General features: G+C 40.6%; 30 protein-coding genes and 7 tRNA genes. 13 read left to right on the top strand and 24 right to left on the bottom strand.

Going from position 1 to position 24,946, the window contains the following annotated elements; translation table 11 throughout:
• Nucleotides 1-18 precede the first annotated feature (18 nt).
• From ACZ5XX_RS03225 to ACZ5XX_RS03205, 5 genes are read right to left on the bottom strand one after another with little or no spacing between them, the layout of a single operon-like run.
• Nucleotides 19-375, bottom strand: a complete 357-nt coding sequence (locus ACZ5XX_RS03225) for a cation:proton antiporter subunit C (protein ID WP_464585560.1) — start codon at nt 373-375, stop codon at nt 19-21.
• Nucleotides 372-605, bottom strand: a complete 234-nt coding sequence (locus ACZ5XX_RS03220; protein ID WP_464585558.1) for a DUF4040 domain-containing protein — start codon at nt 603-605, stop codon at nt 372-374. Before ACZ5XX_RS03220 ends, ACZ5XX_RS03225 begins: the two co-directional genes overlap by 4 nt.
• Nucleotides 598-870 carry a monovalent cation/H(+) antiporter subunit G gene (locus ACZ5XX_RS03215; protein ID WP_464585556.1) on the bottom strand — a complete coding sequence of 91 codons (273 nt, stop codon included), beginning with the start codon at nt 868-870 and terminating at the stop codon, nt 598-600. Before ACZ5XX_RS03215 ends, ACZ5XX_RS03220 begins: the two co-directional genes overlap by 8 nt.
• Nucleotides 871-875: 5 nt before the next feature.
• A complete protein-coding gene (locus tag ACZ5XX_RS03210; protein WP_464585554.1) occupies nt 876-1,133 on the bottom strand; it encodes a monovalent cation/H+ antiporter complex subunit F in 258 nt (85 codons plus the stop codon).
• An 11-nt stretch (nt 1,134-1,144) separates the two neighbouring features.
• Nucleotides 1,145-1,456 (bottom strand): Na+/H+ antiporter subunit E, encoded by a 312-nt coding sequence (locus ACZ5XX_RS03205; protein ID WP_464585552.1) that lies wholly within the window; start codon nt 1,454-1,456, stop codon nt 1,145-1,147.
• A gap of 248 nt (nt 1,457-1,704) precedes the next feature.
• Here ACZ5XX_RS03205 and ACZ5XX_RS03200 point away from each other — a divergent pair, with 248 nt between their 5' ends.
• A complete protein-coding gene (locus ACZ5XX_RS03200; protein WP_464585550.1) occupies nt 1,705-1,926 on the top strand; it encodes a hypothetical protein in 222 nt (73 codons plus the stop codon).
• A 293-nt stretch (nt 1,927-2,219) separates the two neighbouring features.
• Here ACZ5XX_RS03200 and ACZ5XX_RS03195 read toward each other — a convergent pair whose 3' ends face one another.
• From ACZ5XX_RS03195 to ACZ5XX_RS03185, 3 genes are all read right to left on the bottom strand, one after another.
• On the bottom strand, nt 2,220-2,534 hold the full coding sequence (locus ACZ5XX_RS03195; protein ID WP_464585548.1) for a hypothetical protein: 315 nt from the start codon (nt 2,532-2,534) through the stop codon (nt 2,220-2,222).
• 103 nt (nt 2,535-2,637) lie between these two features.
• Nucleotides 2,638-3,312, bottom strand: a complete 675-nt coding sequence (locus tag ACZ5XX_RS03190) for a metal-dependent hydrolase (RefSeq protein ID WP_464586183.1) — start codon at nt 3,310-3,312, stop codon at nt 2,638-2,640.
• An 8-nt stretch (nt 3,313-3,320) separates the two neighbouring features.
• Nucleotides 3,321-4,043, bottom strand: a complete 723-nt coding sequence (locus tag ACZ5XX_RS03185; protein ID WP_464585546.1) for a succinylglutamate desuccinylase/aspartoacylase family protein — start codon at nt 4,041-4,043, stop codon at nt 3,321-3,323.
• A 91-nt stretch (nt 4,044-4,134) separates the two neighbouring features.
• Between ACZ5XX_RS03185 and ACZ5XX_RS03180 the strand changes: the two genes are divergently transcribed.
• Nucleotides 4,135-5,313, top strand: a complete 1,179-nt coding sequence (locus ACZ5XX_RS03180; protein ID WP_464585544.1) for an argininosuccinate synthase — start codon at nt 4,135-4,137, stop codon at nt 5,311-5,313.
• On the opposite strand, the gene ACZ5XX_RS03175 is transcribed toward ACZ5XX_RS03180, so the two are convergent.
• Nucleotides 5,282-6,796, bottom strand: a complete 1,515-nt coding sequence (locus ACZ5XX_RS03175) for an NAD(P)H-hydrate dehydratase (RefSeq protein WP_464585542.1) — start codon at nt 6,794-6,796, stop codon at nt 5,282-5,284. The genes ACZ5XX_RS03180 and ACZ5XX_RS03175 overlap by 32 nt on opposite strands.
• Before the next feature lie 86 nt (nt 6,797-6,882).
• On the opposite strand from ACZ5XX_RS03175, the gene ACZ5XX_RS03170 reads away from it, so the two are divergent.
• The gene (locus ACZ5XX_RS03170) at nt 6,883-8,832 is read left to right on the top strand and encodes a 3H domain-containing protein (protein ID WP_464585540.1); all 1,950 of its coding nucleotides are present in this window, start codon (nt 6,883-6,885) and stop codon (nt 8,830-8,832) included.
• On the opposite strand, the gene fhcD is transcribed toward ACZ5XX_RS03170, so the two are convergent.
• The 3 genes from fhcD to ACZ5XX_RS03155 are packed head-to-tail and all read right to left on the bottom strand — an operon-like array spanning nt 8,829 to nt 11,275.
• Nucleotides 8,829-9,722 carry a formylmethanofuran--tetrahydromethanopterin N-formyltransferase gene (gene fhcD / locus ACZ5XX_RS03165; RefSeq protein ID WP_464585538.1) on the bottom strand — a complete coding sequence of 298 codons (894 nt, stop codon included), beginning with the start codon at nt 9,720-9,722 and terminating at the stop codon, nt 8,829-8,831. The genes ACZ5XX_RS03170 and fhcD overlap by 4 nt on opposite strands.
• A gap of 49 nt (nt 9,723-9,771) precedes the next feature.
• Nucleotides 9,772-10,788 (bottom strand): UPF0104 family protein, encoded by a 1,017-nt coding sequence (locus ACZ5XX_RS03160; RefSeq protein WP_464585536.1) that lies wholly within the window; start codon nt 10,786-10,788, stop codon nt 9,772-9,774.
• 4 nt (nt 10,789-10,792) lie between these two features.
• Nucleotides 10,793-11,275 carry a metallophosphoesterase gene (locus ACZ5XX_RS03155; RefSeq protein WP_464585533.1) on the bottom strand — a complete coding sequence of 161 codons (483 nt, stop codon included), beginning with the start codon at nt 11,273-11,275 and terminating at the stop codon, nt 10,793-10,795.
• A gap of 152 nt (nt 11,276-11,427) precedes the next feature.
• Between ACZ5XX_RS03155 and ACZ5XX_RS03150 the strand changes: the two genes are divergently transcribed.
• Complete coding sequence (locus ACZ5XX_RS03150; protein ID WP_112093459.1) at nt 11,428-11,646, top strand: TRAM domain-containing protein; 219 nt, start codon at nt 11,428-11,430, stop codon at nt 11,644-11,646.
• A gap of 306 nt (nt 11,647-11,952) precedes the next feature.
• Nucleotides 11,953-12,603, top strand: a complete 651-nt coding sequence (locus tag ACZ5XX_RS03145) for a potassium channel family protein (protein WP_464585527.1) — start codon at nt 11,953-11,955, stop codon at nt 12,601-12,603.
• Here the strand turns inward: ACZ5XX_RS03145 and ACZ5XX_RS03140 are convergent.
• From ACZ5XX_RS03140 to ACZ5XX_RS03095, 10 genes are all read right to left on the bottom strand, one after another.
• On the bottom strand, nt 12,600-13,217 hold the full coding sequence (locus ACZ5XX_RS03140; RefSeq protein WP_464586181.1) for an MBL fold metallo-hydrolase: 618 nt from the start codon (nt 13,215-13,217) through the stop codon (nt 12,600-12,602). The genes ACZ5XX_RS03145 and ACZ5XX_RS03140 overlap by 4 nt on opposite strands.
• Nucleotides 13,218-13,251: 34 nt before the next feature.
• A tRNA-Trp gene (locus ACZ5XX_RS03135) sits at nt 13,252-13,393 on the bottom strand.
• 23 nt (nt 13,394-13,416) lie between these two features.
• Nucleotides 13,417-13,490 (bottom strand) — tRNA-Cys (locus ACZ5XX_RS03130).
• 124 nt (nt 13,491-13,614) lie between these two features.
• Nucleotides 13,615-14,025 (bottom strand): Holliday junction resolvase Hjc, encoded by a 411-nt coding sequence (gene hjc, locus ACZ5XX_RS03125; protein WP_464585525.1) that lies wholly within the window; start codon nt 14,023-14,025, stop codon nt 13,615-13,617.
• Between the two features lie 46 nt (nt 14,026-14,071).
• Nucleotides 14,072-14,147: transfer RNA gene (locus tag ACZ5XX_RS03120), tRNA-His, on the bottom strand.
• A gap of 22 nt (nt 14,148-14,169) precedes the next feature.
• A tRNA-Leu gene (locus ACZ5XX_RS03115) sits at nt 14,170-14,253 on the bottom strand.
• Between the two features lie 39 nt (nt 14,254-14,292).
• Nucleotides 14,293-14,367: transfer RNA gene (locus ACZ5XX_RS03110), tRNA-Glu, on the bottom strand.
• 6 nt (nt 14,368-14,373) lie between these two features.
• Nucleotides 14,374-14,447 (bottom strand) — tRNA-Ile (locus ACZ5XX_RS03105).
• Nucleotides 14,448-14,451: 4 nt separating this feature from the next.
• Nucleotides 14,452-14,524, bottom strand: a tRNA-Asn gene (locus ACZ5XX_RS03100).
• A gap of 162 nt (nt 14,525-14,686) precedes the next feature.
• Complete coding sequence (locus ACZ5XX_RS03095) at nt 14,687-15,064, bottom strand: zinc ribbon domain-containing protein (RefSeq protein WP_464585523.1); 378 nt, start codon at nt 15,062-15,064, stop codon at nt 14,687-14,689.
• A 71-nt stretch (nt 15,065-15,135) separates the two neighbouring features.
• Between ACZ5XX_RS03095 and ACZ5XX_RS03090 the strand changes: the two genes are divergently transcribed.
• Genes ACZ5XX_RS03090 through hisE form a run of 5 tightly spaced genes read left to right on the top strand, consistent with a single transcriptional unit; the run spans nt 15,136 to nt 18,882 of the window.
• Entirely contained in the window at nt 15,136-16,140 is a 1,005-nt protein-coding gene (locus ACZ5XX_RS03090; RefSeq protein WP_464585521.1) for a radical SAM protein, read from the top strand.
• A gap of 44 nt (nt 16,141-16,184) precedes the next feature.
• Nucleotides 16,185-17,534 carry an Asp-tRNA(Asn)/Glu-tRNA(Gln) amidotransferase subunit GatB gene (gene gatB / locus ACZ5XX_RS03085; RefSeq protein WP_464585518.1) on the top strand — a complete coding sequence of 450 codons (1,350 nt, stop codon included), beginning with the start codon at nt 16,185-16,187 and terminating at the stop codon, nt 17,532-17,534.
• Nucleotides 17,535-17,548: 14 nt separating this feature from the next.
• Nucleotides 17,549-17,788 (top strand): DUF504 domain-containing protein, encoded by a 240-nt coding sequence (locus ACZ5XX_RS03080; RefSeq protein WP_464585516.1) that lies wholly within the window; start codon nt 17,549-17,551, stop codon nt 17,786-17,788.
• 1 nt (nt 17,789) lies between these two features.
• Nucleotides 17,790-18,599: a CBS domain-containing ParB/RepB/Spo0J family partition protein gene (locus tag ACZ5XX_RS03075; RefSeq protein ID WP_464585514.1), complete on the top strand. Its 810-nt coding sequence runs from the start codon at nt 17,790-17,792 to the stop codon at nt 18,597-18,599.
• On the top strand, nt 18,589-18,882 hold the full coding sequence (gene hisE, locus ACZ5XX_RS03070) for a phosphoribosyl-ATP diphosphatase (protein ID WP_464585512.1): 294 nt from the start codon (nt 18,589-18,591) through the stop codon (nt 18,880-18,882). The genes ACZ5XX_RS03075 and hisE overlap by 11 nt, the downstream gene beginning before the upstream one ends.
• On the opposite strand, the gene larB is transcribed toward hisE, so the two are convergent.
• Nucleotides 18,883-19,641, bottom strand: a complete 759-nt coding sequence (larB, locus tag ACZ5XX_RS03065; protein ID WP_464585510.1) for a nickel pincer cofactor biosynthesis protein LarB — start codon at nt 19,639-19,641, stop codon at nt 18,883-18,885.
• 78 nt (nt 19,642-19,719) lie between these two features.
• Between larB and hypF the strand changes: the two genes are divergently transcribed.
• Nucleotides 19,720-22,017, top strand: coding sequence for a carbamoyltransferase HypF (gene hypF, locus ACZ5XX_RS03060; protein WP_464585508.1), 2,298 nt, complete (start codon nt 19,720-19,722; stop codon nt 22,015-22,017).
• Here hypF and ACZ5XX_RS03055 read toward each other — a convergent pair.
• Nucleotides 22,012-22,482 carry an ArsR/SmtB family transcription factor gene (locus ACZ5XX_RS03055; protein ID WP_464585505.1) on the bottom strand — a complete coding sequence of 157 codons (471 nt, stop codon included), beginning with the start codon at nt 22,480-22,482 and terminating at the stop codon, nt 22,012-22,014. The two genes, hypF and ACZ5XX_RS03055, sit on opposite strands and share 6 nt — an antisense overlap.
• A gap of 97 nt (nt 22,483-22,579) precedes the next feature.
• Between ACZ5XX_RS03055 and ACZ5XX_RS03050 the strand changes: the two genes are divergently transcribed.
• Nucleotides 22,580-23,095 (top strand): nucleotide exchange factor GrpE, encoded by a 516-nt coding sequence (locus tag ACZ5XX_RS03050; RefSeq protein WP_464585503.1) that lies wholly within the window; start codon nt 22,580-22,582, stop codon nt 23,093-23,095.
• 12 nt (nt 23,096-23,107) lie between these two features.
• On the top strand, nt 23,108-24,922 hold the full coding sequence (gene dnaK / locus ACZ5XX_RS03045; RefSeq protein WP_464585501.1) for a molecular chaperone DnaK: 1,815 nt from the start codon (nt 23,108-23,110) through the stop codon (nt 24,920-24,922).
• Nucleotides 24,923-24,946 lie beyond the last annotated feature (24 nt).

Raw genomic sequence — 24,946 nt, 5'->3', positions numbered from 1 at the left:
TAATCCTCTCCTATCTTTTTAGTCTTCAAGTATCTTTGATGAAAGGCTACCATGTCTATGATATAGTATGATTATTATGGCTAACATGACTGCGAGGGTGCTTGCACCGATAACTATACTTGTAAGTACAAGGGCAAATGGCAGGGGATAAGATGCGTTCTGTGCAAACCATGAACTTGACATCCCAGGCATGTAAATATATACTATGCCACCAGGCTTGTAGCCTAGCGTCACCAGGAAAAGGTTAACACCGTCACTTATAAATGAGAGGGCTATCACCTTCTTTATGAGGTTGTCAATGAAAAAGACGCCTATAATCCCGATTAGGATCAGCGCTGCTGCTGTGAAGAATGATGCTAATTGTACTGGTATCATTCCTCCATCCTCCTAGTCTTATAGACTGCGAGTGCAAAGAATACTGGTATTATCGCCGATCCTACGATCGCTTGTGTCAAGGCAACATCAGGGGCTAGTAAAAACTGGTAAAGGAATGCCATGGACGCTCCTGGGACACCTGTTAATATAGCCGCCTTTAGAAGGTCTCTTTGGACTAGTGCCAGTATAGCACCCAATATTATTATGATCATTATCAAGTATTCAATCATGGTTCTCCTCCCCATAATAGTATGCGTTTGCGATTGCATGGGCTGCAAATGGTGCTAATATGAAGTATGTGACTGCGAGAAGCGGCTCATATAATGTTAAAAGTGCGATAATGCATGCGATATCGGCCACGCCGAGGATGTGTATCCTCGCATATAAGACCCTAGGTATATCGTCCTTAAATCTTAGAATCCCAATCGCACTTATCAGTAATAGTATTGACGAGATTAATAGAATGGCTGATCTTATTATTATGATAGGATCCAATCTATTCACCCCTTCAGAACCTTTGCAAATGCTATTGTACCTACTGGTCCGAGTAGTACCAGTGCATAGGCGATGTCTCGGCAAAATCCTATACCATGGATTTTATTTATGAGGATGAGTATTGTTGCCACTGCAATACTTAATGCTGAAATTCCTACAAGGCCCATTGCTATTGTTTTCCTTGTGGCGATTCTGACTGCTGCGATGATGAATATTGCGAGGGATGCGAGAAAGATATACTCTGATATTAACAGTAGATCCATTTTGGTTCCCCCTATTCGAGCATCTTTTTGATGTAGGGTTCGAATGGTATTATTTCTTCTTTTTCTTTGGGTATTATCGTGGCAACTTTTAATAGTCTTTTTTCTGAGTCGAGGTCTATTGAGAGTGTTCCGGGTGTCAGGGTTATGCTATTTGCGAGTATGGTCTGTGATATTGGACGCTCTAATATTGTTTCAATTTCAACTACTATAGGTTCTATGTTCCCTGTTAAGACCATCTTAGCCACGTTTAGGGCTGATTTGAGGATGTTGTATATTAATATGATGAAGTAGGCGATTCCATAACCGATTCTTGCTATGGACATTGTCTTTACTCCCAATTAATCCGATAATTAACATGATTATTTATGATAATATAAATTTTTCTATATATCATCTAACAAAAGAATTTTTAAGGGATGAATTTTCCCCCCAACATCCTATGAACTCCACTATATATAATCTGAAAAATTCTATGCATCGTATCACCCACATAACTGATATCACACTCTCCATCATCTATTGGAAAATTTATAGACTTTTTCCACAATCCTTATAGGATGTTTAAAAAATCATGGATAACATGAAAATATTCCCCAGTATCCCATGGAAAATTATAATAAAAATCATCAAAGAAAGTGTAAATCCACCAATCAAGGTGATTGTATCAACAGACTATCTTTTCCCTTTTGATACTCTAAATGCAAGGGCCGCCACAGAGAATATCGTAGACATTCCATTTAAACAAGACGCTAATGAAAAATCAACAACCCACAAAATCCTTAAGCAACCATGAAGGTTTCATTAGCCTTAAAGTGGAAAAGTAACCTCCAAAATGTCCCCCATTGTACATTCCATTAATATATGGGCCTGAAACCCCCACAGCGGATTCCATGATCTTCATAGTATCCTCAAATGCTTCATCCAAACACAGATGACCCTCTCCCTAATTTTTTCAACAATTTGCAAAGGCTGTTCCATCCTCTGTATCTGCAAACTTTACCATCATTTTATAAGGATGTTTTCCCATGGTTTATGGAACCAATAGGGACAGAATATCAAAGTAAGGGGAAGAGAATATAACCTTCATTAGGTATACCAGAGCATAGGAAGTTCATTAAGCTGTTCAGCCCATCTAAGAAGCCCCAAGCTTGAGGACGATGTCAACCCATAAGTTGTCCTCAGCTGGCAAACCCAAAGCCTTTTAATATCTGGGGGTATGCCATTCCCGCAGCTAAGCACAACAATATCTGATTCCAGAATCTTTGATTTAATCCCTGATTTTACAATAACGCTCTTAATTATCCCATATCGTGACTTTTTAATTGATGATGTATAGGGTAAGGCGCCTTCACAGATGACACCATCCAATGTTGGGATGGTGACCATGGCCTCAGAGTCCACATTCACCCTTATCATTTATTATGGAAAGCAATCTCACATCAGAGCCAGTGTTAGGTACTATTATAGTCAATTAGAAAAAATATATCATTTTGTTATTTCCTGGTTAGGAAAGAATGTGTAGGATGCTATATGAAGCACCTATGATCCATATTATTATCATGAAACCTCCAAGGCCCTTTTTGAATGTTCTGGTTGAGAATGGTCTCAGAAATTTAACCCCAGTGGGCGTGTATAAATCCAAAATCACATGACTTATAAAACCCATCAAAAATGGACCCATGGTATTATAAAGGTTCAAACCAAGAAATGGTGTAAACAACACGCCCAGAACGCCTAAAAACGTGAATGGGATTAAAATTTTCCTATTAATGAACATTAACCCTGAAAAGACCAATATTAGGGCGAGAGATTCCCTTTCATCAGCGCCAAAAGCCCTGAAAAAGAAATAAGAACTTATAACGAGGATTGTTAAAAGAATTGACAGGATGAAAATGCCAAGTATTGAATGGCTAAAACCTCTATGCCTTGAAAAATAGAATATCATCGCCAAAACCATCAAAAGAACCCCAATGATATATGGCAGGCCAAGCAAATAAAAAATTATCAACGTTAAAAATCCAATGAGGAATATGAGCGAAACCCTTCTGCCCTTGATTGGATGATCAAAATCTGGAATTGAAGAACCTAAAACGCTAAGTGCAAGGGCAAATATGTTCTGGAAAAAAAATGGTAAACTGAAAACTAGAGCAAATATTACATGCCTTTTATAAGAGGACATAACAACCACTAGATCACATTAAAATATTTGAGGAAAGCTCTCATTTGAAGAAGCGACCTTTCAAGGCTTCCAGGGGCCAATAGACCATTCTTTGACACGACCTCACAAGTAACCGCGCCCACACCACCAAGATTACATTCATCTTCAAGAGCCCCTTTATAATGTGAAGCCGCATTCTCATAAACTATAACATCTGATGAGCCTAATCTACTTATATAATTTGCTATCAGATAACTTCTCTTACAAGGTTTCTTGGAACAAAAAATGCTCTCTCTCCCAGGGTTACTCCTTGGAGCGGTTGAATGGAAATCCCCAAGAGCATCCACATTTAAATCAACCGCAACCTTGAATATTGTATTTGTCACAGAACCTGGAGCATGCGAAGAACGGTTAAGATCAACACCCTTAAACCAGCGCGTATTGTTCATAGTTGACCATGGCGCTACAAATGGTATGATATAAACTGTTCCTTTAATATCTAAGGGAGCAAGAGATTTAATAAGTTCAAGACTTGCAAGCTGCGGTGGAATCTCATTACCATGAACACCCGCAGTTATCATGACACTGGGCTTCCCCTCCCCCAAGGCCACGAGGGGGGTTCCCATCCTAGAATACTCAAATAATCTTCTAAAGGATGGATTAAGCTTGAGATAATTGCCTATGACAACATTTTTTTCTAAATGGCCGCCCGAGCCCCTATAGATAATTTTAACGTCTAGGGGGTCTAACATCATCCACCCTCAATATAAATTTGTTAGGCCCAATAAATTAATAGCATACTAATGACAGACTCACCTTATAAAATAATTCTAGGGTGATCTAATGAATAAAGTTGTCCTTGCATTTAGTGGAGGCCTTGACACATCAGTATGTATCAAGTTACTCGAAGAAAAATATAACATGGAAGTTATCACGGCATGTGTGGATGTGGGACAACCACGTGAAGAAATCAGAAGACCAGCCCAAGTTTCCAAAGAACTCGGCAACTATAAACATTACACGATAGATGCCAGGCAAGAATTCGCCGAGGATTACATCTTTAGGGCCATAAAGGCCAACGCATCATATGAAGGCTACCCGTTAAGCACGGCCCTTGCAAGGCCCCTCATAGCAGCGAAGATAGTTGAAGTTGCCAAGAAAGAAGGAGCATCCGCAATAGCCCATGGTTGCACTGGTAAAGGGAATGACCAGTTCAGATTCGAGACTATTATAAGGTCAATGAGTGACTGTGATGTTATAGCGCCTATAAGGGATCTTAACCTTACAAGATCTGAGGAAATAGAGTATGCAAGCTCATGCGGAATACCATTACCCCCAAAGAAGCAGTATAGTATAGATGAGAACTTATGGGGGAGGGCCATCGAAGGTGACATCCTAGAAGATCCTATGAGAGAACCCCCAGAGGACGCTTTTAGTTGGACAAGACCGCCAAATGAAGCCCCAAATGATCCTGAGACGATCCAGATAAGATTCAAAGACGGGATCCCCTATGAGATTAACGGGGAGAAAATAAAACCTGTCGAACTTATAAAAGAGGCTAATGTTATCGCAGGAAGACATGGGATTGGCCGGGTGGATATAATAGAGGATCGTATTATTGGGATGAAAAGTCGTGAAGTTTATGAGACGCCAGCCGCCTTGCTCTTAATAGAAGCCCACAAGGCCCTCGAACAACTAACATTAACTAGGAATGAGCTTAAATTTGCTGACATGATAAGTGGCGTTTATTCCGAGCTTATATATAATGGTTTATGGCATGAACCCCTCAGGGAAGATCTTGACAAGGCTATTGACCATATGCAACGTCGCGTCACTGGAACAGTTAATGTGAAGTTACATAAGGGTAATATGAGAATCATTGGAAGGGAATCGCCTTACAGCTTGTATAGTGAAAAGATTGTCTCATTTGAGGATAAAAGCTTTGATCAGCGGGAAATGAAGGGTATGGTTAAAAATTATGGGTTACAGGCTAGTTTTTACCAGAAGTTGTGGAGGGGGTAGACATGGCCTTTGGGATGAAATCGATCATTTCAGAGGCCGTGAAACCATAACCATACTCTTCTTCGGCCAGCTCCCCTGCTCTACCATTTATGAAAGCTGCAAGTGCAGCTGCATCCATTGGTGATAATCCTTGGGCCCATAATGATGCTGTGATGCCTGCAAGACAATCGCCGGTACCTCCCACAGTCATCCCAGGTGTTCCTGTAGTGTTTAATCGCACTTTTTCGCCTTGGAATATCATGTCAACTGGTCCTTTTAATAATACAAGGCCCCTTATGTTATTTGATATTGAATGGTAGGCTGTGACCTTTTCTTTAAAATCTTTGATGACGATTGGAGACTTCAGTGAAAAAAATTCTCTGAATTCTCCCTCGTGTGGTGTTAAAATAATATTGGGGTAATCTTTGATTGTGTCCTTTTTTATTAGTTTTAATCCGTCAGCATCTATGACAATGGGTTTTTCCATATTCATAATCTCTTGGACAAGTATGTTGAACGCGTCCTCTGTTTCAGGTTTTAGACCGCTCCCGCAGCCGATTAGGACGCAATCAACTCTTCCAGCCATTTTGAGCATCCCTTTCAGCATTTTGATGTTGATGTGGTCTCCTGGGAATCCTTTAACTATGAGGTCTGGTGAATAGGACTTGATTGGGACTGTTGCGGGTTCGGGACATGCTATTGCCACAAGATCTGCGCCGGATTTGAGGGCGGCTAAACCTGCAAGTGCAGGGGCTCCTGAATATTTAGCGCTTCCTCCTATTATCAGTATTCTCCCATTTTCTCCTTTATGACTTGAGCTTTTCCTTTTGGATAATCTTAGAAGATCCCCCGGTCCTGTGAATATTTCACACATGAGGGGTATCCCTATATCAGATACTATTATCTCCCCTGTAAAGGTGGGATCCGCCGTTCTTAAACCATCTTTCATCCTATGGAATGTCACTGTATAATCTGCTTCAACCGCAACATCCACCACCTCCCCAGTTTCTGGTTCAACACCACTCGGAATGTCAACCGCGACTTTAAGCGCGTCTGATCCGTTTATGAGTCTTATAGCTGATCTTATAGGCTCTCTTAGCCTCCCCTTTATTCCTGTGCCTAGGATAGCATCAACTACCACATCCGTATTTAGTGGTTTAAGTTGGGATGAATCCTTGATTATTTTAAGTTCCAAAGGTACTGGGGAGACTTCCATCTTTTCTAGGACTTCCCAGTTCTTTTTAGCCTCTTTTGATCTTATCCTTGAAGGGTGAGCTAACAATATAACCTCCACCTTAAAGCCTATGTTTAGAAGGTGACGTGCAGCCACGAAACCGTCCCCCCCATTACCCCCAGTACCTGCAAAGATTGTTACGCGTCCACTATCTACTAGCCTATTTATTTCCTGGGCAACCATCTTCCCAGCATTCTCCATTAATGAGAGCCTAGGAATCCCAAGATATTCTGCATTTAAATCCGCAACCATCATGTCAATAGGCCTCATATTTATCAGCACCCAAAAGGGATATATTATCTAATGGTAATATTAGTCTTAAAGAGGATTAAATTTTTCATTTGAGGTTTTGTCCCATGCCCCCACAAAAACATACGATTTCACGATGGGAATCGGCTGTCGAATACATACAAACTGTGCCACCATCCATATTCTATTATGCACTATTAGCACTTATCATATTACTCATATATGGTGTTATCGGTTCTATTTGGATTATGGGCCTCAACTTATATGATGCCATCTATTTTACCATAGTCACCCTCGCGACTGTAGGCTATGGAGACATTGTACCCCATACAATTGGCCAAAAACTTTTCAGCGTGACCCTCGCACTCGGTGGTGTGGGCCTTATAGCATATGTTTTTAGTATCGGTGTAGCGGTGGTTGCCATGACATTAGAAGAAGCAATTTCTGGTGCAAAGATCCTTAGGATAATGAAGACCATGAAAAATCATTTTATATTATGTGGCTTTGGCAGGGTCGGATCAGCCACATTTAAAGAATTGAAAAAAAGGAAGCAAAAGGTTATCATAATCGAAAAGAATAGAACACTCGTTGAAAGGGAATTGTGGGAGGATCCTAATATCCTTGCAATCCCTGGGGATGCTACAGATGAGGAACTATTAAAGAATGCAGGGATTACGAGGGCGAGGGGTATCATCATAACAACTGGCGATGATGTGGATAACCTTTTCATCACTCTCACTTCAAGAGAACTTAACCCTGATGTATGGATAGTTTCAAGAGCCAGTAAAAAGGAGAACATAAAAAGATTATACAGGGCTGGGGCTAACCGTGTCATATCCCCAGAGGTAAGTGGAGGAGAAGATATTTATTTTGCAGCTATGGAACCCACAATGGTGAAGATAACGGTAAAGCATGAAGTCAAGGACATAGAAAGAGAAACAGAGATCATAATAGGGAATGGTTGCACCATCGAGGACATAGAATATCATCTCCCAGAATTTAAACAACCGCTCATACGGAAAGTCGAAGTTTCGGAAAGAGGACAATTAGAAAAGTTTTTAAAGAGTCTTGAGGAGGATGCTCATCGCCGAAGCTCCCTTGAAAAAGTCTATGAGTCAGTGAGTGGCATACACTCCCATTGGATCTCAGGACCAGATAAAAAGACCCTAGACAAAGTGGTCAAAGAATTGGAGGAGGAAGGGCTACTGCTAGGTGTGAATCTTTCAGAGGATGAAATAAAAGAAGTAGCACGTAAGCATGGCCGCCTCGTAGAGGTCATAATAAAACCAGAGATGACAATAGTAGAAAACCATGGCATTGAAGATATAGAAAAAGAAGCAGAGATCATAATAGGGAATGGTTGCACCATCGAGGACATAGAATATTATCTGCCAGGCTTCAAGGAACCATTAAAACGAGAAATACACGTTGATAACATAGATGATATAAAAAGATTCATCGAGGCTTTAGAGAAGAATCCTTCAAGATATGATGCCCTTGACAGACTCTACACGCTCTCGGGTGGGGGTGTGCACAGTCATCGTGTCTCAGGGCCTGACACGAAAAGCCTTGAAAGAGTAGAGGATGAGCTCAAAAAGTGCGGGTTCCTCTTAGGTGTTAACTTCACCCAAAAAGAGATAAAGGATCTGATCCAAAGATCTGGTAGGGTTGTTCAGGTCCTTGTAAAACATGATGTTAGGGTTCTTGATGATAAAAGGACAATAGTAGAAAATGGTGGTAGGATACTTGACTCATCCCATTATCTGCCAGGTGTAAGACAAATTGTAACAAGAAAGCTTAACATTAAAAATTTTGAGGATCTTAGACGATGTGAAGAAGAGCTTGAAAATCCAGATGCTAGAAGATCCCTCACAGCACTTTATAAAATATCCCGTAACATACACTCACATACTGTGGCAGCCCCAGATGTGGAGAACATCAAGAAAATAGAAACTGAATTAAAAAGGAAGGGTTTGCTCTTAGGTGTGAATCTTTCAGAGGATGAAATATGGGATATTATAGAAAAAGAAATGGTTGAAAAATTTTGTATAGACTAGAATAGTTCATGGAGTTTTATCTGGTAAGCTCCAAGTTTTCCACCATAGTTACCTGCGCTGATCTTCTTGACACCTGGCACTTTACATGCTGCCTCTATACCCCTCCTAGTAGCCTCTTTCACGGCTTCTTCGTTGACACCGTCAATGACTATCTCATAGACTCCGTTTACATCCACTGGTATTTGACTGTCCTCGACTTCATCTTTCAGCGTGACGCACATTTTCTCGTTTGTGGACGCGTCAAGGAACTTATACTTGTTAGCACCGACCTTAGACCCTGAGGCAACTACCCCCCCAGGGAATGGTGTTATAACACCCTCAACAGCTCCTATCGCATCAACTGCTGCCTGGGCTGCTAAAAGCGCCGATCCTTGGCTATCACCTAATATGAAAAAATTTCCACCAGCAACACCGTCTTTTATCCCAAGGTCGCTTTCGATTAGGAAATCACCGGACATTATAGGGATTGAATGGACCTTCCTACCTGCTATTTCAAGATCCTTCTCATAACCATCTCCAAAAAATTTTAATTTGAATCCAACATTCAACTTTTCATCAGGGTCCTCAAGTGCATCGAATACTGCGGTGGTTGGCGCGGTGAGTATACCCATCCCTATTCTCTCGAGCAGCTCATGGTCTAAGCCCTTCTTTGTGGGATTGCATATCATTATAGTGTATCCTGGTCTCCCATCAGGTGACTCCCTGGCCGGTACATATGAGTCTACACCCGCCTCGGCTGAACATCCTATAACAGATGTTCCATAGCCTGTTGCTTCTACAGCAGCTATCTTCGCAAGTTTCTTGGTTGCTGCTGTGACAAGGACCCTTGAAACTTTAATATCAAAGGCTTCTGCGAATGTGTCCTCTATTTCAACTCCATTTATTTCCATAATATATCACCAATTCCATTGTTATAGACAGATAATAGTATTTTCCCTTTTATAATTTTTCTGATAACTTTTTCACAACTGGTGCCCCGAAGTAGGGTAAGCATGCGACGCCAAGGATGGATGTCATCCAAAATGAAATTAAACGCTCAACTACAGTTACAGCCGCGCTTATGGATGGTGAAATACCAGCCGTAGAATATAATATTATCATTGCACCCTCGATGGCCCCTAAACCGCCTGGAAGTAATGGTATCATCCCAATTAGCGTTGCAACGATGAAGACTTCTGCTATTACTATGATTGTAATATTAGCACCGAATGCATAGAATATGAAATAAACCCTTAAAATTTCCAAGAGCCAGAGTAAAAATGATAATGGTATACCATAGATGAACACTCGCTTCTCTTTTAACATGACACGCATGGAATCTTGGAATTCCATGATAGCATTTTTTATCCTCAAACTCCACTTTTCATAACCCCTTTTATAAAAAAACTTTAAAGTATTGAGTATCCAATTTGCGAACTTTTCACCAGCTCCATCATCAACTGAAACATATAACGCCAATATAAATATTACGATTATGAGGATTACGGCCACTATAAGTGATATCACCCATATGAAGGGAAGGTCAAAGTATAATATCATTGATACTATTGTAATGATCGCCAAAAGTATGAATGGGAAAGTGTCAAGTCCCCTATCAGCTATTACTGTGGCAAGTGCGGATTCCATGGACGTGCGGGAATATTTTCCCAGGATATAAGCTCTTACTGGTTCTCCACCACCCCTTGCACTAGGCGTTAAATTATTTATAGCCATGCCAACAAGTAACATTGGAAGAAGGTGCCTCTTCCCCACCTTAATACCAACTGCCCTCGTGGTTATGGACCATCTAAGGGTGAAAAGGCCAAATGTTACAAATTGTATAATCACAGCTAATAGGAGATAAAATGGGTCTGCCTCTTCAAGATCCCTGGCGATATCTGCAGGTCCTATAAGGTATATCATTAGGGCTATGATAACAAATCCTGCCAAGAGTAATAGCAGACCCTTATGTTTCATTGTATCATAACTCGACTAATTCATGGCTCAGATCATCCAAATCTAAGAGTATGAACGTTTTTTTCCCGGAGACGTAACCGCATAATTCTCCAGGATCTATTACTAGTGATCCTTTCTCCTCTACGCTATTTTGGTGGCTGTGACCCTTCACCACCACATCATATTTCCCACATCCTGCAAGACAGTCCACTAATTCTTCCTGGTGGCCGTGGATCATCGCTATACTCACACCATCAACTTCCAAGACCTTAAAATCCTTTAAGTCGCATATATTTGAATATGCAGCTCTTAGACCATCCTTTTCACCGTCATTGTTCCCGAATATGGCTTCGAATGGCATTTTAAGTTCATTGAAGTCCTTAGCTGTGAAGGGTGATATGAGGTCCCCTGCATGTAACACCATATCAACTCTTTCATGGTTTAGAAGATCTACGGCTTCTCTTATAACTGGGAGGTTATCATGTGAATCAGCCATTATACCGATCATATCATATCACCATAATAAATGTTAGTAACCATAACTTTATATACTATGAAACAGAATCTTTTATAAAGTAGGGTTTTTGAGCAATTATCCTAATTTTTTTAAGGATTGGGATTTTTGCAAATAAACCCCACTATATTATAGGATGTGATGAATTGTTCGGAGATTATAGGAAAGAGAGTTACTCTGCACCTGTCAATGTTGGTGAAGAGTACAAAGTTAAAATAGAGGACCTAGGCCGGGATGGAGATGGAATCGCCCGCGTCGAAGGTTTCGTTATATTCGTCCCTGGTGCAAAGGTCGGTGACGAAGTTAAAATAAGGATCAGCGCAACCAGGAGAAAATTTGCATTCGCAGAACTAGTAGAAGAATAATTTAATCTTACCCTCTCCCCTTAAATTTTATTTTTTTGAAGATTTATTATAGTTAAGAGTATAACCTCCATATTGACATCTCAATAGGTATGAACCACCCAAATTCTTTTTGATGTCGCCTCTGCAGAGAGTAATGTGGGCCTCAGTAGGTCAATATCCGCCCCAAGATAGATATTATAATATGTGCATCGGCAGACTAGAGATCATGCCCATACTCGTCCCTAATCCAAAGCCTTTAAAAGATAAAAGTTTATTAATAATGAACTTAGACCTTTGAAATGAAAATTTAATTTTGCAGGTGTGGATATGTATGTTGTTATAATGGGTGGCGGAAGAGTAGGACTAACCCTCGCAAGTCTCCTAATATCAGATGGACATGATGTAACGCTCATAGAAAGTGATGAATCGTTATGTGCCGATGCTGCTGTTGAACTCGACGCCCTAGTAATCTGCGGCAATGGTACAGATACAAAAACACTCGAAGAGGCCAACATAAAGGATGCTGATGTTTTTGTCGCGGCCACGGGAAATGATGAAGCCAACCTTCTAAGTTGCATACTCGCACGGGAATACCATGTCCCCAAGATCATTGCAAGGGTTAGTAACCCAGATCATGAGGACGCATTCCACAAGGTGGGCATCCAACATGTTATAAGCCCTGAGAGGACCGCAGCAGGATACCTTGAAAAACTCATAACAAGGCCCAAGGTGGCTGATCTTATAGTTCTCGGCCATGGGGATGCTGAGATCCTTGACATGACCGTGAAAAATCATGAAGTGGTAGGTAAAAAGATAGGGGATATTTCACCCACAGAGGAGTATATAATAATCGCAATTCATACTAACAGTGAAATAAAAATACCCCAACCAGATATGATACTAGAAGAGAATACTAAGATATCTGTCCTTGTGAAGATGGAAGCGGTCCAGAAGGTTACTAATCTATTCGCAGGCTAAAATAGTAGGTCATATGCTAATTCTAGGTGTCTGTTCCCATCTTCCACCCAGGGTCCGTGTCCTGGGAGAAGATATCTAACATCTAATCCTATGAGTTTTTTGAAAGATTTTCTCATCTCCTGGATGTTCCCGCCAATATCAACCCTTCCGAAGCCGCCATATGCGAAAATGGTGTCACCCGAGAGTAGGGTTTCCCCATTATAGAGGCATATGCTGCCCATGGTATGACCTGGTGTATGTATAACCTCAAAATCCCCTATATTATCCCCTTCCTCAAGTTTTAAATCCACTTTCATTGGTTTTATTGTGGCCCCGAATAGGTATGCTGCTGTGGCTATATTATCACCCTTTTCGAGTGGGGGCGCATCCATTCTATGTATAGCTATATTCGCGTTTGGGAATAGTCTGTTACCTCCCGTATGGTCGAAATGGCAATGCGTATTTATAACGAGTCTTATATCAGCTGGGCTAATATCAACCTTTTTTAAAGCTGATAATAGATGATCATTGATTCCTGTTCCTGTGTCGATTATGATATCATCAATGATGTAACTGTTACAATCATGGACAGAACCCTCTATAAAAATAATATCATCATTTATCCTCTGGATCAAAGTTATCAACCCTAAAAAAGGAATAGGATTATGATGGGGTCACTGGGATTTGAACCCAGATCCTAGGATTTCTCTTGCCTCAGCACTCCAGTTGTTCATCATCTAAAGTGTCAGGAGCGCGCTTTCTTCAAAGACAACTGGAGTCCTAGATGATAGCCTGGTTACACCATGACCCCCACAATATAATAAAATTTTTGGAAGCCAAGGGTGAGATTTGAACTCACGTATAGTGGATCTGCAGTCCACCGCCTCACCAGACTAGGCTACCTTGGCTAAGATCCCCAAGTGGCTGCTTTCAACCTTAGGGACAATTCATACTATCACTTGTAATCTTATAAATATTTTTCGCCCATACCCCTGAAGGAGTTCTCGTAATCAAATAAAATCTTAGGGCATACTATTTGAATTTGACTTGTTTTTCCTTACCAATAACCTCGTAGATGTCTAATCCCTTCCTGAGTGCAAGTTTGAGGTCTATCTTGTAATTTTTTTGTGGTGTTATTTCGAGATCATCTAATGGCAAGAAAAACCATTTTTTATATTTGAATTTGACTCCAATGTATGGTTCGGCGCCGAATATTCTTGAGAATTTGTGCAAACCTTTGACTTTCTCAGAATCGATATAAATTTTGTCCTTGGATGTTGTTTTAACTTCAATCGCCAAGTATCTATTCCCATTACCTGCTATCACATCAGGTAATGGTTTTTTAGTCGCCCCCCCAGAGGCTGGTGCTCTTATAGCGGCGAAATTGTTATCCCATAATATCTTAACAAGGTCTATTTCCTCTTTATAGCCTTTTCTCACCATTTAAAACCCCAAAAAACCACAACAAGTATGGATGATATGATAAGAATGGGGCCGGGGCCGAGATTTGAACCCGAGTCGCGGGATCCACAGTCCCGAAGGATAACCAACTACCCCACCCCGGCTCTACTAACCTTTTTTTGACAGTGCGGGGGCAGGGATTCGAACCCTGGTAGGCCTACGCCAACAGGTCCTAAGCCTGTCCCCTTTGGCCAGCTCGGGCACCCCCGCAATCCCTAAAATAGGAAAAAGGATAGTGGATTTTTTGGATGCTCCGGCCGGGATTTGAACCCGAGTCTTCGGCTCGAAAGGCCGAAATGATTGGCCGGACTACACTACCGGAGCAACTGATGGGCCCAATGGGATTCGAACCCATGACCGCCCGGTTATGAGCCGGGCGCTCTACCTGGCTAAGCTATGGGCCCGTGACGCCGCCGACAGGACTCGAACCTGTGACCATTCGGTTAACAGCCGAACGCTCTACCTACTGAGCTACGGCGGCAAATTAGAATCTTTTAATCTATCGGGCCACTAAAAAATATCCTCACCTAACGAGAGTAGTATTCTGGCGTAGGATTAATTTTATAATCATAATATATAAAATTTTTGGTAAAAGCATGGAGGGGGCGGTAACCTTCACAGGGCAAGGTTAGAATGGTGTTCCCTATAAACCTAAGAATGTTTTTATATTAACGGCTATGATCAAGGTCATGATAATTAGTAAAGGGATCGATACTTTTTTCCTGGCGGCTGATAATAAGTATAGTATTGAGAATGCTGCTGCCAACCAAAGGGCTATTGGGGATATTATTATCCTTAAAATCCCATAAGATATCAATAATATGAGGGCTGCTATTATAGCCACGTCCCATTCAAAGGAAGTTTCAATTTTCTCCTCCACAAGACCGATAGGTTCTCGTGTTAAATGATGAGTGCTAGGCTTCTTTCTGATTTCTGGCAACCTGTTCCCACACTTTTTACAAAAACTAGCCTCATCTCTGTTTTTTTCACCACAATATGGACAATAGATCATAAGAACCATCCTCGGTAAGATTCCTCTACATAATTAATTATAATCTAATAAAATATATTTTTTTGAGGTGAAAGTCTAACATGAATGTTATCAAGTACCTAAAAGATCAAAGAATACTCAATTTGCTCGAAAAAGCCAACAAGATCACTCTAATGGAACATGGCAATACTATAACCCTTGAAAGGGCTATATTCCTTTCTTGGTGGTGTGAAAGGGGGGACTGTGCGTTCTGTTATATGAGCACACAAAAGCCCCTTATAAAAGATCCCAAGAAAGCAAGAAGAAATGTTAATGCGATACTCGCAGAAGCAGAAATATGCAAACGCATAGGATGGAACATCGAATTCCTTTCAGGAGGCTACAAATCATTCACCACCAATGAAATAAAATACATCGCCAAATCAATAAAAGATATAACAGGATCCCCAGTTTGGCTCAACATAGGCATAACAAAAGACCTAGAAGAATATGGAGACGAAGTTGAAGGCATAACAGGGGCTATAGAAACAGCCAACCCCAGATTACAAGAAAAGTTATGCCCAAGCAAACCCATCAACCAAATAGTGGAAATGCTAGAAGTAGCAGAAGAAATAGGATTTAAAAAGGCCATCACAATAATACTTGGCATTGGAGAGACCATCAGAGATTTAGAGCACCTTTTCAAGCTCATAGATGACCTAAAATTGGATCGAATAATATTCTATTCACTCAACCCACACAAAGGCACAATATTCGAGGAGGCACCACAACCACCATCATTATATTATGCTGGTGTAGTTGCAGCCACAAGAATAAAATTCCCCAAACTTAAAATCATCACAGGCACCTGGATCGACAACCTAGCCAACATAGGGCCATTAATACTCGCAGGGGCCAATGGACTTACCAAATTCCCATTATTTAAAATGTTCGGGACAAGATACGGTAAAAGGGTTGAAGAAGAAGTTAAATGGAGTGGAAGAAAACTTAAAGGCACATTCACAGACACGCAAAAGCTCCTTAAAGGAGAATCAAAAGAAAAACTAGAACCTTTTATAAAAAGATATATTGATATGTGCCTAAAAAATCATAAACAACCACACTAATTCAATGATCCCACACCGATAAAAGGGAGGGAACAACCATTAAGATGAAATGCGGTCTCGAAATTCACGTTCAACTCGAAACAGAATCTAAGCTCTTCTGTGATTGTCCGACAAACTACCAGGAAGTATCAGCGAATGAAAACATTTGCCCAATATGCTTAAATCAGCCAGGGGCTAAACCATATCCACCAAATGAAAAGGCTATTGAAGGGGCGCTTAAAATCGCCCTCATGCTAGACTGTAAAATAAACCCAGAGACAACATATTTTCTACGTAAACACTATGATTACCCAGACCTCCCATCAGGATATCAGCGCACTTCAGTCCCCATAGGCTACAATGGCGAATTAAACAATGTCAGGATAAGAGAAGTGCATCTCGAAGAAGACCCAGGACAATACAAACCAGACCTGGGAGTAGTGGACTTCAACCGTTCAGGAATACCACTCATCGAAATAGTAACAGAACCAGACATAAAATCCCCAGAAGAAGCCAGAAACTTCCTCAGGGAACTAATAAGAGTACTAGAGTACAGTAAATGTGCAAGGGGGGAAGGCACTATGAGAGCCGATGTTAACATATCACTCGAAGGGGGTAAACGAGTTGAAATAAAAAACATAAACTCCATCAAAGGAGCGTACAAGGCCCTTAAATTCGAAATGATAAGACAAAAGAACCTCCTAAAGAGGGGGGTGGAAGTTAAACAGGAAACAAGGGCATTCTTAGAATCTCAGATGATCACAGTCCCAATGAGGCTTAAAGAAGAAGCTGAAGATTACCGTTACATACCAGACCCAGACCTTCCACCCATGAAATTCCAACAAAAACTAGTAGAAAAAATAAAAGAAACAATCCCAGAACCCCCACATATAAAAGTTAAACGTTTCATGAAAGAATACAACCTAGAAGAAGAACACGCCAGAGTCCTCACATCAGAAATAGAACTAGCAGACGCATTCGAGGAAGTGGCCAAGGAAATAGACCCAGAATTCGCAGCCCTATGGATGAGAGATGAAGTAAAAAGGGTACTCTACTATAACAAAATGAGCTTCAAAGAAAGTAAAATAACCGCCAAGAACCTCATAGAACTACTCAAAATGATAAAAAACAAAGAAATCACAGTAAAGGCAGGTCAAAGGATAATAGAAAAAATGCCACACACAAGAAAAAACCCCCGCAAAATAGCAGAAGAACTCGGATTAATCGGGATCATAGACGAATCAGATATTATAAAAGCCGTTGAAAAGACCATAAAAGAGAACCCACAAGCCGTTAAAGACTACTATGAGGGAAAGGAAGCCGCGATCAACTTCCTCGTCGGACAAGTGATGCGATTAACCCGGGGAAAAGCTGACCCCACAAAGACCCTCAAACTCATAAAAGAAAGGATCTAGGAGCCCCACACACAATGGCTAGGAAAATCATTGATCTGATGATATGGCACCCAAAGCGTGATATAAGAAAATGTAAGATAAGCTACCTTCACAGAGGAGCCCATAAAAACTTGAAAACCATAAAAGGCACAGACATAAAAAAACTTGAAAAGGGATTCATGATCCTTAAAAAAGGAACAGCCATACCATATCATAGGATAGTGAAAATAGAATGCGGGGACAGACTAATATGGAAAAAATGTGGAAAGGGATAACATGGCCAAGAAGGCACTAGTAAAAGATTACATGACAAAAGAAGTTATTTCAGTAACTCCTGACACTTCAACTGCTGAGATAATCAGGTTAATGAAAGAAACAGGGCACGACGGGTTCCCAGTGAGGGATAATGATAGTGTTATCGGCATCATAACAGCATTCGATCTTCTAATAAAACCTTGGGTAAAAACCGTTAAGGAAATAATGTCCACAGATGTGGTGGTGGCAGACCAGGACATGTCATTAAATGACGCTGCCAGAGTCATGTTCAGGATGGGAATATCACGCCTTCCAGTTATTGACAAAAACGGAAAACTCGTGGGCATCATCACCAACACAGACATAGTACGCTCACATATTGAAAGATCAACACCAATGAAAGTCAATTACTTCAAAAAGACACTAGAGCAACTCTACAATGTTAAACCAGAGGTTAAACGGATGAAAATACCAATATCAAAGCTCAGACCCACGCAGAGTAAAATATACGCTGATGAGCTTGAAGGGAGAATATACGAGATCAGAAAAGGACTTGCAGAACCCACAATAGTTGTCAAAACCGGAGACCGTTACATCCTAGTTGATGGACATCACAGAGCCGTAGCATCATATAAACTAGGCTATAAAGAAATAGACTCCTATGTAATAGACATGAAAAAAGACCTTAAACTTGGAATGGAAAAAACCGCAGATATTAACAAAATATACACTTTAGATGATGTTGAGATAATCGATGACGCCCAACACCCCCTTATAGCGATCACAACAAGCATGAAAAAAGCAAAATCGAGGAAAAAAGATGAAAAATGATATACTGGAGGAAGTCTACAAAGTCCTTGAAACACGCAGGGACAAACCAATAGATTCATACACATCCAATCTCATGAAAGACGATGAAAAAACTGGGGAGGATAAAATACTTGAAAAGATTGGGGAGGAAGCAGCAGAACTCATAATAGCATCAAAAAATGATGAAAACATCCTAGAAGAGGCTGTAGACCTCCTATTCCACACTTTTTTGCTCTTGGTCTATAAGGGTATAAAATTCGATGAAATCCTCGATGAATTCTCAAAAAGGAGAAAACCCCAATAGTCAGTCAAATGCTCTTATAATCTTAATTGCTAAAACTGCCGCTCCAAAACCATTATCAATATTCACAACCCCAATACCAGGTGAGCAAGATTGCAACATTGAATAAAGAGCTGCAAATCCACCTTCACCCACACCATACCCAATCGAAGTTGGGACTCCAATAACAGGCACATCCACTAAACCAGCGACAACCGATGGCAAGGCGCCTTCCATCCCAGCCACCACAATTATAATCTTAACATCCTCTTCAAGCATATCATATAAAGGTTGTACAAGCCTATGAATCCCAGCAACGCCAACATCATAGGCTGTGATAACCTGACAACCATACTCTTCTAGGATAATCCTAGCTTCTTCTGCAACTGTTATATCAGCAGTACCAGCAGTTATTATCCCCACCTTGGAATCTAGGGAAATTTTCTCATCCCTTTTCACAACCAGAGTATGAGCCCTCTTATAATATTTGATCGAAAATCCCCTCTTTTCAAGCGAACTTATCTTTTTGCGGATATTTTCAAATCTTTCAGTGTCTAGACGTGTTACGATCATCGGATCTGTTGGGGAAGACAAGAGAATCCGCACAATATCATCATCACTTTTACCCAATGCTAGGATAGCCTCTGGAAATCCCGTTCTTAACTTTCTCCCAACATCGAACCTAGCCACTTCCCTAATATCCAAAAATTGGCTCTTTATAAGCTTTTCAGCCTCTTCGATTGAAATCTTACCATCCTTAAGATCTTTAAGTACGGGTCTCACAATGGAGACCACCCCCCGATATGATAATATAATAAAGTCTACAATATACACTTTAAAAGGTAACCGGTGAGGTGTTAAATGTACAGGGCCCACATTTTAGTCCAGGGAATAGTACAAGGTGTAGGTTTCAGGCCAACGGTCTACAGGTTAGCGAATGACCTCGAACTTAAAGGCTATGTTAGGAATTTTGGTAACATTGTAGAAATAGTCGTTGAAGGGGAAAAGGAAACCATAAAAAAATTCATAACTGATTTGAAGTCGAAAAAGCCTCCAATATCAAAAATATCAGACATAAGGGTTGAATGGAATGAAATAAACCATTTAAGTTTCACCAACTTCAAAATCGAGGAAAGTTCCCCGAAATTTAAAGGAACATCTGTAATACCTGCTGATGTTGCAACATGTGAAGCATGCCTATCTGATATGAACAACCCAATGGATCGTAGATACCTTTACCCATTCACAGCCTGTACTGATTGCGGGCCAAGATTCACTGTAATCGAAGAACTACCCTACGACAGGGAAAGGACAAGCATGAAAGACTTCCCACTCTGTGAAGAATGTCAAAAGGAATACAAAAACCCATCAGATCGAAGATACCATGCAGAGGCAACATGCTGCCCGTTCTGCGGGCCAAAACTTTCACTATACGATGATAAACCCATCTATGTTGATGATCCGTTAAAGGAAACCGCTAAAATACTAGATGAAGGTTATATAGTCGCCATAAAAGGTATAGGTGGCACACACCTTGCATGTGACGCCACAAACGATGAAACAGTTAAAAGGTTGAGAGAAAGGCTGGGAAGACCATATCAACCCTTTGCTTGCATGTCACCCAACATCGAAACAATAAAGACCTTCGCAATAGTATCAACAGAAGAAGAAAAGATTTTAAAGTCAAGGAGACGGCCTATTGTCGTGCTAAAAAAAAGTGACCAATATGATCTCGCCCCATCAGTCGCACCAAGGCTACATAATATTGGTATAATGCTCCCCTATTCAGGCATACACCATATACTCTTCAAACATGCTGAAAAGCCTGCTTATGTAATGACATCGGCTAACAAGCCTGGAGAGCCGATGATAATCAATAACAAGGAAATACTTGGAAAACTTAAAGGTATAGCTGACTATTTCCTAATCCATAACAGGAGGATAGTGAATCGATGTGACGATTCTGTTGTTCGCTTCAGAGGAAATGACATGGCATTCATACGCCGATCCCGCGGCTACACACCAGAACCTTATGACCTTTCAAATTTATCATCAGATTCCAACATAGTAGCCCTAGGCCCTGAAATAGATGTTACATTCGCTGTTTTAAACCATGGAAAATGCTATCTTTCCCAGTATATTGGTAACACTACAAAATATGATACTACAAGGTTTCTTGAAGATGCCCTTAAGTATCTTATGAGAATAACAGGAACAGAAGAGATAGATGCAGTAGCCTGTGACTTGCATCCTAGATTTTTCACAACTAGACTTGCAGAAGAGTTAAGCAGAGAATACTCCGCCAAATTATTCAAAGTTCAACATCATCATGCCCATGCAGCCGCCCTTGCAGCAGATTCTGGAGTAGAGGAACTTGTATGTATCGCTGCTGATGGTGTAGGATATGGGGATGATGGCACGGCATGGGGTGGTGAAATACTATATTGCTTTGATGATCAGTATAAGAGACTTGGAAGCTTAACCCCCCAAAAGATGCCCGGCGGAGACTTATGCGCCATATACCCCGCCAGAATGCTCTTTTCGATTCTGGGAAATTATTATCCTCTTGATTACCTTGAAGAACTTTTTAAAGAGGAATACAAGAAATATTTCCCCCATGGTGAAAAAGAGATACAACTAGTGAGAAGGCAATTAGAAAGGGATATTAATGTCGGCATAACCACAAGCACGGGCAGGATCCTAGATTCCATCGCAACCGCACTTCATATATGTTCCAAGAGGACATATGAGGGTGAGTGTGCAATGAAACTTGAATCAGCCGCGTATAAGTCCTCAAATAACCTTGATATACCCTATAGGATATATAGGTACAAGGGTAGGTATGTGCTTGACACAACAGATCTTCTATTAAATGTGATGGAGCTTAAAAATACGGGTGAAAAAATAGTAGATATAGCGGCTGCTGCTCAAAGATCCATTTCAAGGGGTTTGGCTGAGATAGCTGTTAGGGTTGCGGAAGATGTTGGCACAGATATAATTGGAGGATCAGGGGGCGTATTCTACAATGAAGCTATAAGTCTCACGATCAAGGACTATGTTGAGGATAGAGGTTATAGGTTTATACAACATAAAAATTCGTGTGCAGGGGATGGTTCAGTATCCCTTGGACAAGCTGTGATCGCCACAAAAAGGCTATAGCGGATTTTCTTCTAGAATCTTCTCTGCTTTCCGTTTGAGGGATTCATAGACCCTTATCAACTTCTTTAATTCTTTCGCTGCCTTTTCATCACCCCCCTTTATTCTTGTCTCTATTTTCATGAGCCTTGACCATTCACTGGTGAAAAATTCCTCATTTTCTTCTATAAGGTCTATCTTGAAGGTGTTCTTGTTTATTATGATGCTAAGATGGATGTCATTAGAAATATTATAATATTTACGTGGCCTTCCACGTTCTATCTTCTTAAAGAAGGAATCTAGTATACCCACTTCTTCCATAGCCCTTAAATGCTCTATTATAGCCTTCTGGCCTATTTGCAATTCCCTTGATATCTGGCTTACGAATCTTGGCTCCTCCCTTAACAAATTTATGATTTCACGTCTTGTCCTGCATCCCATAACATCTAATAATGCTTCCATGTCCATATTATCTATATTCCTTGTCATTGTTATAATCTATTTGACGAAAGATTTATATAACGTTTTGTAACTATAACTTTCTTGAACCTAATATAACCTTTTGTAACTTTAATAGGGTGACCCAATGGCAAAACCAAAAAAGGAAAAATCCAAAAAAGAACTTGAAAAATGCACAAGAAAATTGAAAGAACTCCAAAAAGAGTTATCAAAGAAGGAAGATGAGATAGAAGAATACATTTCACACCTGCAAAGATTACAAGCCGACTTCGAAAACTATAAAAAACAAAGAGAAAAACAAGAAACCCAGATAATAGAATACGCCAATGAAAAACTCATACTAAAACTAGTAGACGTGCTAGAGGACATGGAACGGGCCATAGCCAACTGCAACAGCCCCAAGGACTTCGAAGATGGTCTAAATCTCATCTACAGAAAATTCAACAATATCCTAGAAAAAGAGGGCCTACAAAGAATACCCACTACAGGAGAAAAATTCGACCCATTCAAACACGAAGCCATCCAAATAGAAAAAAATGAAAAATACAAAAACGGTGAAATAATCGAAGAAATATCAAGAGGGTACATGTTAAAAGACAAGATAATAAAACCATCCTTAGTAAAAGTATGTAAAAAAGACTAACGGGGTGATTAAGTGGCGAAAAAGGAAAAAATCATAGGAATAGACCTTGGGACAAGCAACTCTGCCGCAGCAGTACTCATAGGAGGTAAACCCACAATAATACCAAGTGCAGAAGGCGCATCACTATATGGTAAAACATTCCCAAGTATAGTCGCATTCACAGAAGACGGACAAATGCTAGTAGGAGAACCAGCCAGAAGACAAGCAGTAACAAACCCAGAAAACACCATCACAGCCATAAAAAGAAGCATGGGCACCAACAGGAAAATAAAAATCCAAGACAAAGAATTCACACCACAAGAAATATCAGCATTCATACTACAGAAAATAAAAAAAGACGCGGAAGCATTCCTAGGAGAAAAAGTGGAAAAAGCAGTTATAACAGTACCAGCCTACTTCAATGACAACCAAAGAACCGCAACAAAAGATGCCGGCAAAATCGCGGGACTAGACGTTGTTAGACTAGTTAATGAACCAACAGCCGCAAGCTTAGCCTACGGCTTAGACAAAGAGGATGAAGAACTCGGCATAATGGTATTCGACTTCGGAGGAGGAACACTAGACGTAACAATAATGGAATTCGGAGGAGGCGTCTTCGAAGTACAATCCACAAGTGGAGACACACAACTCGGCGGAACAGACATGGACAACGCTATCATGAATTACCTAGCAGACGAATTCAAAAAAGAAACAGGAATAGACATAATGGAAGACGACAACGCCGTCCAAAGACTGAGAGAAGCCGCTGAAAAAGCCAAGATAGAACTATCATCAACAGTACAAACCGAAATAAACCTACCATATATAACAGCAGATTCAAGCGGCCCCAAACACCTCATACACACACTAACAAGGGCAAAACTGGAAGAACTAGTAGATCCAATCGTCCAAAAGTGCGCAGGACCAATGGAACAAGCTCTAAAAGATGCTAAAATGGGTAAAGAAGACATTGACAAGATAATATTAGTAGGTGGGCCCACAAGGATGCCGATCGTCCAAAAATTCGTCGAAGACTTCATGGGCAAACCAGTTGAACGTGGAATCGACCCAATGGAATGCGTGGCAATGGGAGCTGCCATACAAGGCGGCGTACTCGCAGGGGAAATAAAAGATATTGTACTATTAGACGTGACACCATTATCCCTTGGCATCGAAACACAAGGGGGTATATTCACCAAACTAATCGAAAGAAACACAACAATACCCACACGAAAGAGCCAAATATTCACAACTGCAGCCGACAACCAAACAGCAGTCGACATACACGTACTACAAGGCGAAAGGCCAATGGCAAAGGACAATATAAGCCTGGGCAGATTCCAACTAGTAGGCATACCACCCGCACCCAGGGGAGTGCCACAGATAGAAGTAACATTTGACATTGACGCCAACGGCATACTAAACGTGTCAGCAAAGGATCTTGGAACAGGAAAGGAACAAGCCATGAAAATAACAGCACCACATAAACTCTCAGAAGAAGAAATAAAAAAGAAGATCGAAGAAGCCAAAAAGTATGCCGAAGAAGACCGTAAAAGGCAAAAAGAAGTTGAAATCAGAAACAATGCAGACTCCATGATATACACAGCAGAAAAAACCCTAAATGAGTTATCAGAGAAAATACCATCCGACAAGAAAGAAAATATCGAAAAATTAATCAAGGAACTAAAGGACGAGCTTAAAGGAGATGACATAACCAAAATAAAATCAAAGACAGAAGAACTCACAAAAGCCATTCAAGAGATAGGCGCAACAATCTACCAACAAGTACAACAAGAAAGCAAAGATTCAGATGATACAATCGACGCAGACTACGAAGTAAAAGATTAACCTACCCCCACATTTTCTTGGTGA

This window comes from Methanothermobacter crinale, from assembly GCF_055397825.1.
Note: the sequence above shows the minus strand (reverse complement) of the source record. Positions and strands in the feature narration are given on the sequence as shown.

Excerpts from the sequence above, each read along its gene's own strand:
- ACZ5XX_RS03175 (WP_464585542.1), bottom strand. The coding sequence starts at position 6,796 with ATGAGGCCTATTGACATGATGGTTGCGGATTTAAATGCAGAATATCTT.
- ACZ5XX_RS03170 (WP_464585540.1), top strand. The coding sequence starts at position 6,883 with ATGCCCCCACAAAAACATACGATTTCACGATGGGAATCGGCTGTCGAA.
- ACZ5XX_RS03055 (WP_464585505.1), bottom strand. The coding sequence starts at position 22,482 with ATGACAAGGAATATAGATAATATGGACATGGAAGCATTATTAGATGTT.
- hisE (WP_464585512.1), top strand. The coding sequence starts at position 18,589 with ATGAAAAATGATATACTGGAGGAAGTCTACAAAGTCCTTGAAACACGC.
- fhcD (WP_464585538.1), bottom strand. The coding sequence starts at position 9,722 with ATGGAAATAAATGGAGTTGAAATAGAGGACACATTCGCAGAAGCCTTT.
- ACZ5XX_RS03185 (WP_464585546.1), bottom strand. The coding sequence starts at position 4,043 with ATGTTAGACCCCCTAGACGTTAAAATTATCTATAGGGGCTCGGGCGGC.
- ACZ5XX_RS03095 (WP_464585523.1), bottom strand. The coding sequence starts at position 15,064 with ATGGTTCTTATGATCTATTGTCCATATTGTGGTGAAAAAAACAGAGAT.
- ACZ5XX_RS03225 (WP_464585560.1), bottom strand. The coding sequence starts at position 375 with ATGATACCAGTACAATTAGCATCATTCTTCACAGCAGCAGCGCTGATC.
- ACZ5XX_RS03180 (WP_464585544.1), top strand. The coding sequence starts at position 4,135 with ATGAATAAAGTTGTCCTTGCATTTAGTGGAGGCCTTGACACATCAGTA.
- ACZ5XX_RS03160 (WP_464585536.1), bottom strand. The coding sequence starts at position 10,788 with ATGAAACATAAGGGTCTGCTATTACTCTTGGCAGGATTTGTTATCATA.
- ACZ5XX_RS03205 (WP_464585552.1), bottom strand. The coding sequence starts at position 1,456 with ATGTCCATAGCAAGAATCGGTTATGGAATCGCCTACTTCATCATATTA.
- ACZ5XX_RS03190 (WP_464586183.1), bottom strand. The coding sequence starts at position 3,312 with ATGTCCTCTTATAAAAGGCATGTAATATTTGCTCTAGTTTTCAGTTTA.
- ACZ5XX_RS03050 (WP_464585503.1), top strand. The coding sequence starts at position 22,580 with ATGGCAAAACCAAAAAAGGAAAAATCCAAAAAAGAACTTGAAAAATGC.
- ACZ5XX_RS03075 (WP_464585514.1), top strand. The coding sequence starts at position 17,790 with ATGGCCAAGAAGGCACTAGTAAAAGATTACATGACAAAAGAAGTTATT.
- ACZ5XX_RS03090 (WP_464585521.1), top strand. The coding sequence starts at position 15,136 with ATGAATGTTATCAAGTACCTAAAAGATCAAAGAATACTCAATTTGCTC.
- ACZ5XX_RS03080 (WP_464585516.1), top strand. The coding sequence starts at position 17,549 with ATGGCTAGGAAAATCATTGATCTGATGATATGGCACCCAAAGCGTGAT.
- gatB (WP_464585518.1), top strand. The coding sequence starts at position 16,185 with ATGAAATGCGGTCTCGAAATTCACGTTCAACTCGAAACAGAATCTAAG.
- ACZ5XX_RS03145 (WP_464585527.1), top strand. The coding sequence starts at position 11,953 with ATGTATGTTGTTATAATGGGTGGCGGAAGAGTAGGACTAACCCTCGCA.
- ACZ5XX_RS03210 (WP_464585554.1), bottom strand. The coding sequence starts at position 1,133 with ATGGATCTACTGTTAATATCAGAGTATATCTTTCTCGCATCCCTCGCA.
- ACZ5XX_RS03220 (WP_464585558.1), bottom strand. The coding sequence starts at position 605 with ATGATTGAATACTTGATAATGATCATAATAATATTGGGTGCTATACTG.
- hjc (WP_464585525.1), bottom strand. The coding sequence starts at position 14,025 with ATGGTGAGAAAAGGCTATAAAGAGGAAATAGACCTTGTTAAGATATTA.
- ACZ5XX_RS03155 (WP_464585533.1), bottom strand. The coding sequence starts at position 11,275 with ATGATCGGTATAATGGCTGATTCACATGATAACCTCCCAGTTATAAGA.
- hypF (WP_464585508.1), top strand. The coding sequence starts at position 19,720 with ATGTACAGGGCCCACATTTTAGTCCAGGGAATAGTACAAGGTGTAGGT.
- ACZ5XX_RS03200 (WP_464585550.1), top strand. The coding sequence starts at position 1,705 with ATGGATAACATGAAAATATTCCCCAGTATCCCATGGAAAATTATAATA.